This window comes from Streptomyces sp. NPDC048600 (assembly GCF_055587025.1).
The window spans coordinates 106,713-114,324 of the sequence record NZ_JBVJGZ010000005.1 but is presented as its reverse complement, the minus strand read 5'-3'; the positions used below and the strand labels follow the sequence as shown (position 1 = coordinate 114,324).

Annotated in this window: 8 protein-coding genes; 4 read left to right on the top strand and 4 right to left on the bottom strand. The window is 71.7% G+C overall.

Features of this window, described 5'->3' with window-relative positions:
* Window positions 1-155: 155 nt before the first annotated feature.
* Entirely contained in the window at window positions 156-644 is a 489-nt protein-coding gene (locus tag ACZ6SQ_RS08535; protein WP_469558078.1) for a hypothetical protein, read from the bottom strand.
* 333 nt (window positions 645-977) lie between these two features.
* On the opposite strand from ACZ6SQ_RS08535, the gene ACZ6SQ_RS08530 reads away from it, so the two are divergent.
* Entirely contained in the window at window positions 978-1,643 is a 666-nt protein-coding gene (locus tag ACZ6SQ_RS08530; protein WP_469558076.1) for a class F sortase, read from the top strand.
* Between the two features lie 30 nt (window positions 1,644-1,673).
* On the opposite strand, the gene ACZ6SQ_RS08525 is transcribed toward ACZ6SQ_RS08530, so the two are convergent.
* Entirely contained in the window at window positions 1,674-2,507 is an 834-nt protein-coding gene (locus ACZ6SQ_RS08525; RefSeq protein WP_469558074.1) for a polysaccharide deacetylase family protein, read from the bottom strand.
* Between the two features lie 174 nt (window positions 2,508-2,681).
* On the opposite strand from ACZ6SQ_RS08525, the gene ACZ6SQ_RS08520 reads away from it, so the two are divergent.
* Entirely contained in the window at window positions 2,682-3,440 is a 759-nt protein-coding gene (locus ACZ6SQ_RS08520; protein ID WP_469558071.1) for a TylF/MycF/NovP-related O-methyltransferase, read from the top strand.
* Between the two features lie 5 nt (window positions 3,441-3,445).
* Here ACZ6SQ_RS08520 and ACZ6SQ_RS08515 read toward each other — a convergent pair whose 3' ends face one another.
* Window positions 3,446-4,942: an oligosaccharide flippase family protein gene (locus ACZ6SQ_RS08515; RefSeq protein WP_469558069.1), complete on the bottom strand. Its 1,497-nt coding sequence runs from the start codon at window positions 4,940-4,942 to the stop codon at window positions 3,446-3,448.
* A gap of 7 nt (window positions 4,943-4,949) precedes the next feature.
* Complete coding sequence (locus ACZ6SQ_RS08510; protein ID WP_469558068.1) at window positions 4,950-5,954, bottom strand: hypothetical protein; 1,005 nt, start codon at window positions 5,952-5,954, stop codon at window positions 4,950-4,952.
* Between the two features lie 103 nt (window positions 5,955-6,057).
* On the opposite strand from ACZ6SQ_RS08510, the gene ACZ6SQ_RS08505 reads away from it, so the two are divergent.
* Complete coding sequence (locus ACZ6SQ_RS08505) at window positions 6,058-6,915, top strand: hypothetical protein (protein ID WP_469558065.1); 858 nt, start codon at window positions 6,058-6,060, stop codon at window positions 6,913-6,915.
* Between the two features lie 226 nt (window positions 6,916-7,141).
* The gene (locus ACZ6SQ_RS08500; protein WP_469558062.1) at window positions 7,142-7,597 is read left to right on the top strand and encodes a universal stress protein; all 456 of its coding nucleotides are present in this window, start codon (window positions 7,142-7,144) and stop codon (window positions 7,595-7,597) included.
* The last annotated feature ends 15 nt before the right edge of the window (window positions 7,598-7,612 follow it).

Sequence of the window (7,612 nt, the reverse complement as noted above, 5' to 3'; positions counted from 1 at the left end):
TGGCACCTCGACCGCGACGACTGGCGCATCTCCCGCGCGGACCGCACCACCCCCCCCCCCCCTCCCCCCCCCCCCCCCCCCCCCCCCCACCCACCCCCCCCCCACCCCCCCCCCCCCCCCCCCCCCCCCCCCTTTCCCGCTGTGCGTGAGCGGTGTCAGACGCGCTTCTCGGCGCGGCGGCGCATCCAGAACACGCCGCCGCCGATGGCGGCCAGCGCCACCAGACCGCCGCCGATGGCCATGTCGGTCGGAGTGGCGCCGGTGGTGCTGCTGCCGCCCAGACCGCCGCGGACACCGCCGATGACGGTGAACGCCGCGTCCCGCGTGAGCGGCTGACGGCCGGTGCAGTTGACGGTGATGCTGTACGACCCGGGGGCCGCGTCGTTGTTGATGGTGGCGGTGCCCTTCGATGTCTCGTTGGCACCGCTGATGGGCGACAGGTGGGTGGACGGGAAGGCGCTGGACGTCGCCGTGCCGCCCTGGGGGCAGCCGTCGACGGTGATGGTCATCTGGCCGCCGCGCGCGATCACGCTGGGCAGGGCGACGATGTTGCTGGCACTGTCCCACGCGACGGCCGCGGGGGCGGCGAGCCCGAGAGCTGCGACCGCCGCGGCGGAGACCGCCAGAGCACGAGAATTGCGCATGTGATCCTCCGCGGAAGACGCCCCGGGGCCCGTCCCCGGTCGATCGGCGAGAAAGCGCCTCCCGGAACGACCCTCAGATGCCGTGCGGACGACCGCATTTCGGCAATGGTCCGTCCTGGTGAGGCAACACGCCGTAAGACAAGCGCACAATCGGATATTGCCGCAGGTCACGGACCGTCAGAAAAATCCTGTTCCGCGCTACTCGGATGGCGCACCGGCCGTCCCCCGCTTAACCCGTTCGACTCTCCCCCGTCGCCGGTTCCGTGCGCGGGACTTAGCGTTCCCGTATGCGCGAAATGACGTGGCGACGGCCGCGTCGAGAGGGGATGGCGAATGTCTGCGTCCGAGCTGGCCGAAGAGGAGGAGCGGCGGAAGAAGCGCGCCCCCTGGGGCGTGATAGCGCTTGTTCTGCTGACCGGCCTCGCGCTCATTCGCAACGGGTCCGGGGAATTCGACGTGGGTCCGCCGCAGCCGGCGTCCGCGGCGGCCGCCGACGGCCGCACGGCGGTGGACGGCGTCTTCGGCCGGAGCCCGGACCCGCTGCCCTACGGCGTGCCGGACCGGGTGCGGATCCCGGCGATCCGGGTCGACGCGCCCATGATGTCCGTCGGTCTGGACGCGGACGGCTGGGTCGGCGCGCCGCCGCCGGAGGACCCCAATCTGGCGGGCTGGTTCACCGGCGCCGTCTCCCCCGGCGAGAAGGGCACGGCCGTCGTCGTCGGGCACGTGGACAACAGGCAGGGCCCGGCGGTCTTCTACGGCCTCGGGGCACTGAAGAAGGGCAATCGCGTCGAGGTCGCCCGCAAGGACGGGAAGACGGCCGTGTTCGAGATCTACGGCATCGAGGTGTTCGAGAAGAACAACTTCCCCGGCGACCGCGTCTACGCCTCCAAGGGCGCCCCCGAACTGCGGGTCATCACCTGCGGCGGCGGCTTCTCCCAGCAGAACGGCTACGACGGGAACGTGGTCGCCTTCGCCCGCCTGGTCGAGGTCCGCTGAGCGGATCCCCGCCCGGGCGGGCGCCGGGCGTCAGAGGTGCTGCCGGCTCGGCACGGTGACGTGGTAGCCGGCGTCCAGCAGTTGCGGCAGATACGCGCGCAGCGCCCGGACGCTCTGGGAGCGGTCGCCCCCGGCGTCGTGCGAGAGCACCACGACACCGGGGGCGGCGCCGTTCTCGACGCGGTGGCTGATGGCGCGGGCGCCGGGGGTGGTCCAGTCGAGGGTGTCCAGGGTCCAGGCCAGCGGCTCCATGCCGAGCTCGGCACCGATCTGGAAGGCCGCGCGGTTCCAGGCGCCGTAGGGGGCGCGGAACCACTCGGGCCGCTCTCCGACGGCCCCCTCGATGACGTCGCAGGTACGTTTCATCTCGGAGTGGATACGGGATCGGGAGAGCTTGGTCAGCAGCGGATGCGACCAGGTGTGGTTCCCCACCACATGCCCCTCGTCGGCCATCCGCTCCAGCAGGTCCGGGTTCTCGGCGGCCATCCCCCCGCACACGAAGAACATCGCCCGGACGTCGTACTCGCCCAGCGTGTCGAGGATGTCGGGGGTGTAGCGGGGGTCGGGGCCGTCGTCGAAGGTCAGCACCATGGTGCGGCCGCGGCCCGCGATCCTCAGCAGGGGCTCGTGACGCACCAGCGTCCTGGCCGGGGCGGCGCGCGGGGGCCCGTAGCCGGTGAGCGGCTGGAGCCGGTAGGCGGAGGGCTTGAGGGGGACACGGCGGGCGGGGGCACCGGCCGCGGGGGCGACAGGGGCGGCGGACTCGCCGCCCAGCGCGAACAGACCGGCCGTACCGGCCGCACCTGCGGCAGCCACGCCGGCGATCAACACCCGGCGCCTGGTGAACAACTGATCCTTCTTCATGACTCATCAGTCGCCCGGACGAGGGCAGACGCCCCCCGGTAACACCGGGGCGGCGGCACGAATCCACCCGGTCGGCCCACAGGGGAGGCCGGCTGCGGCCCTCCGGTGGAAGTGGCCGCGACACGGGGGCGCGCCGGCACGCCGGTCACCTCTGCGCACATAACGTCTGACCTCATGTCATGGAAAAGAAGGGCGAACGCGACACTCGGACGCCTGACCGGATTCGAGATCCGTCGTGCGGCGCCGGATCAGGCGCACGACTACCCGGCGGACTACGACGAGGAGGCCAAAGCGGTGATCAACGCCGTGCGGCCGTACTCCATGACGCCTCCCGAGCGGATCAACGCGCTCATCCTGGCGACCCGGTACGTGGTGCGCCACCGCATCCCGGGCGCCGTCGTGGAGTGCGGGGTCTGGCGGGGCGGCAGCATGCACGCCGTGGCCCGCACCCTCCTCTCGCTCGGTGCCCCCGACCGCGACCTTTTCCTGTTCGACACCTTCGAGGGCATGCCACCACCCACCGAGCACGACCGCAGCCTCGACGGGGAGTCCGCCGCCCGGTTGCTCGCCGCGTCGAAGGAGGACAGTCTGATCCGGGCCGTGGCGAGCCTGGAGGACGTCAAGTCGGCCTTCGGGCAGATCCCTTACCCGAAGGAGCGCATCCACTACGTGCAGGGACTCGTCGAGGAGACCGTCCCCGGGGACGCGCCCGGACAGATCTCGATCCTGCGGCTGGACACCGACTGGTACGCCTCCACCCGGCACGAGCTGGAGCATCTCTATCCGCGCCTCGCCTCCGGGGGCGTCCTGCTCATCGACGACTACGGCACCTGGCAGGGGGCGCGCCAGGCGGTGGACGAGTTCCTGGAACGGACCGGGGAACAGCTGTTGCTGCTGCGGATGGACGAGGGGCGGATCGCGGTCAAGCCGTGATCAGGTCACTCGACCTCGTCGCGGCGGTTACGTGACAGCGCGGCCTGCACCGACCCCGCGGCGAAGCCGTACGTCCGTCGCACGAGAGGCAGGTCCACCAGCGCCATGCCGACTGTGAAGAGTGCCGCTGCACAGGCGCCACCGGCGACGCCCGACCCCAGGGTGCCGCCGCCCTGCGAGGCCACCGCCCACCCCAGCGAGGCACCGCACACCCCGAGGAGGGTGGGGGCGAGCAGCGGACGGACCAGGCGGACCGGGATCCTGCGGCTGGTGGCACGGCCGAGGACCAGGGCCTCGACGGCCCCGGACAGAGTCCAGCCCAGCCCGACGGAGATCACGCCGAGCGGCTCGAGCAGCGCAAGCGCGACGGCGAGCCAGGTGACGGCGCTCAGCAGACTCGCCCGCAGCACGCTCCGCGCGTCGCCGATCGCGTAGAGATAGCCCTGACAGGCCACCGAGACCACGCCGCCGACGGCCAGACCCAGGCAGGCCCAGGGGACGACCACGGCTGCCTCCCGCCACTGTGTGCCGAAGAGACCGGGCACCAGACCCGGGGCGGAAGCAGCCAGCACGGTGAGGACGAAGCCCATGCCGACGGAGGCGATGTCGACGGCCTGCTGGACGAGCCGTGCCGACCGTTCCTCATCGGTGGACAGCCGCGACATCGTGGGGAACGAGACCCGCCACAGCGACTGCATGACGAGGTAGGGAATCTCCATCAACCGCTTGGCCAGCGTCCACAGGCCGAGTTGGGAGACCCCGCCGAGCGCCGCCACGCCGAGGTTGAGCACCTGGTCACGCAGCAGCCAGGTCGCGCTGACGGCCTGGAACCGCAGACCGAATCCGACGAGCGGCTTGACGAGGCGGAGCTCCGGCCGCGGCCGGACCAGCCCCGCGGGACACACGAAAGCCATCACGACCGTTCCGGCCACCGCGCGGACGACGGTCGCGGTGGCGAGCCCCCACACTCCGATACCGGCCACCACCGTGCCGATCGCCCACGCCTGGAAACACAGCACCTGGGTCATCTCGACCGCGACGAGCCGCCGGTAGAGCAGGGATCTCTCCAGCAGGATGCGGCCCGGGAACTGGAGGGCGACGAAGGGCATCGAGGCGACCATGACGGCGGTCACCCAGGCGATCCGGCCGAGCGGCACCGCGACCACCACGGCGACGGCGGTCATCGTCAGCGTCACACCCAGTTGCAGCGCGCTCAGAGCGCCGAGTTCCTCGTCGCTCGGGGGTTCCGGGCGCCGGATCAGTCCGGCGCCGAGGCCGCCGTCGGAGACGAGACCGGCGAAGAGCACGAAGGACATGCCGATGGCGACCACACCGAAGTCGTGGGGGTTCAGCAGCCGGGCCACCACCACGTTCCCCGCGAATCCCAGCAGAAGGACGACGAGTCCGCGGGTGCTGACGAGGAAGACGCCCGCCTTGGCCCGCTGCTTCAGCTCCTGGTCCGAGAGGGCCTCGTCCTCACGGTGTGGCCGCTTGGCACCCATGCCGGCGTCAGTGGGCGGCCTGCCGTGAACGCCGACGGGCCAGTCGCGTCCGGATGCCGAAGCGGCCCAACTGGCGACGTCCGTGGTCGTGGATCAGGGTCACGACATCCGCGCGGCGTCGGTCGAGGGAGGCGGCCGGTCCTACGCGCAACCGCAGCGGCAGGGTCTCCGGCTCCAGCCGGAGGGCGACGTCGGGGGCCAGCAGCAGCCGTGTCATGAGGGTGGAGTAGATGGTGTCACGGGTCGCCGAGAGCCATGGTTTGGCCAGCACGTGGTGCAGCAGGAAGGGCTCCGTTCCGTCCTCGTAACGGCAGGTCAGACGCTTCTGGTCGGTCAGGGACAGCCCTGGGAAGGGCGGATGGGGAGCCAGCCGGTGTTCCATGACCGCCAGTTCCCCGGGCTCGAACCGGGCGGCGAGTACAGCGTTGAGCACATCCTGGTCGGCGAAGTAGAAGGGGTCGTCGAGGGTGGCCTTGCCGTATCTGCTGTGCGCCAGGCCGATGGTCCGCTGGCCCTCGGTCCACGGTGGCATCAGCCGGTCGGCGAGGGGATGCGGAAGTGCCACCAGTCCCGCGTTCAGATAGGGCTGCCGCCGCAGGGGACCGAGCCCGAGCGTGGTCTGCCACTCCCGGTGGAAGCGGCGGCTGTTGGGCAGGCAGTCGACGAACGCCACGATGTGACCCTGCCGCGCCGCCTGGGTGATCTCCGTCAAGGGCCGGGTGACGATCATGTCCGCGTCGATGAGGACCATCACCTCCGCCGGGTGCCGCTCGGGGCCGAACGGGGCCAGGAACCACGCGGGTGCGTCGGGTGACGGCGGATCGACGAGGGTTGCGTGTCCGGTGAGCCGGCTCCGCTGCTCGGCCGAGAGACCGAGGTCCACCACGAACACGGGCTCGTCGTGGCCCGTCAGCCGCAGCGAGTTGATCAGGGCCGCCAGTCCGGGGAAGAACCGCCGGTCGGCGACCGTGTAGAACGCGGTGCCCGGCAGCGGCGCGGGGGAATCGTCCATGCTCAGGCCCTCCGAACGAAGGCGGTGGGTGAACCACGTCACCGGCGACGACTCGATTCTATGGCGATATGCACATACTGTCCTGTATGCCTAAAATTGCACCGTGTCCACCGAACGGGCCGTCGTCTTCCGGTTTCATCGCGACCCGCTTGTCAGCCGTACCCGTGTGGCGCAGTTGCGCGGGCTCAACCCGCGTGTCCCGGTGCATGGACTCTTCGGCGGCGCGCGCGGGGCGCGCGGCGCGGCCTTCCGCCTTGCGGGCGGGCCGCTGCTCGGCCTCGACAGCCTGTACGCCTCCGGCCACAGCGGCTTCTGGAACTGGAAGAACGGCGACCTGGTCCTGCTCGACTGGTACCGCGAGGTCGGCCGTCGGCTTCCCTTCGACGTCCTCCATCTCGTCGAGTGGGACCTTCTGCTGACGGAGCCACTCGAGCGGATCTACGCCACGGTGCCCGTCGAGGCCGTGGGCCTGACCGCCCCGACCCCCTTGAGCGTCATCGGTGACGACTGGCGCTGGCTCAAGGGGCGGGAGGAGGCCCGGGAATGGCGCGAACTCCTGGCCTACGCACGCTCCGGCTTCGGCTTCGAAGGCACGCCGTACGGCTGCCTGGGCATCGGCCCCTGCTTCCCCCGGGCCTTCCTCGACGACTACGCCGCCGCCGACCCGCCCGACCTCGGCAACGATGAGCTCCGCTACCCGCTGTTCGCGCAGCTTCTGGGCCATCCGGTGGTCGACACGGGATTCCGTCGCTCCTGGCACTCCGTGGACGAGGACCGGTACTTCAACGCCGTGGGGACGGCGATCGAACCGGACACCGTCACGGCCGAACTGGCGAGGCCGGACGGCCGACGCGCCTTCCACCCCGTCCGCACCAGATGGCGGGCGGACAAGCCCGCCCGCCGCGTCAGCGGCGGCGGCCCCGGGGGAAGGGCAGCGCCGGGCGGATCGTCATCCAGGTGAGGCGGATGCCGTCGGCGGCCAGGGGCGCCCCGGCCAGGACACAGTGGCCGGACCACCCTGTCCCGGCGGGAGCCGGGGCGCCCGCGTCGGCGTTCATGACCCGGCCCGCACGACGGCGGTCATGATCCGCCCTGAGGGGGCACTCATGATCCCGACCGTGGGGCGGCCGGGAGGGGCGGGCTCCCTGGGGGCGGCCGGAGTCGTGGGTTCCGATAGATTTCCGGCTGTGACGGATCAGCACCGGTTCGAGCGGGGCACCGACGGCCCCAAGGTCATCATGGTCGGGGTCGACGGCTCGGACTCCTCGCTGCGGGCCGCGGCCTACGCGGGCGGTCTGGCCCGGCGGCAGCGCGCGCTGCTCGCGGTCGTGTACGTGCAGCCCGTGCTGGCGGCGGGCGCGGCGCTGGGCGCGCCCGTGGCGGAGGCGACGGGCGGGATCGCGGAGGATCTGGTGGCGCAGATCCGCGAGGCGGCCGAACGGGTCAAGGGGATATTCGACGTGCGCTGGGAGTTCCACACCCTCCGCGGTGACCCCTACGCCGGTCTGGTGGAGGCGGCCGACGAGCTCAAGGCGGACGCCGTGGTCGTCGGCGCCTCGGAGCAGGCCGGCCACCGCATCGTCGGTTCGGTGGCGATCCGGCTGGTGAAGGCCGGGCGGTGGCCGGTGACGGTGGTTCCCTAGGGTGCCCGTGTCCGG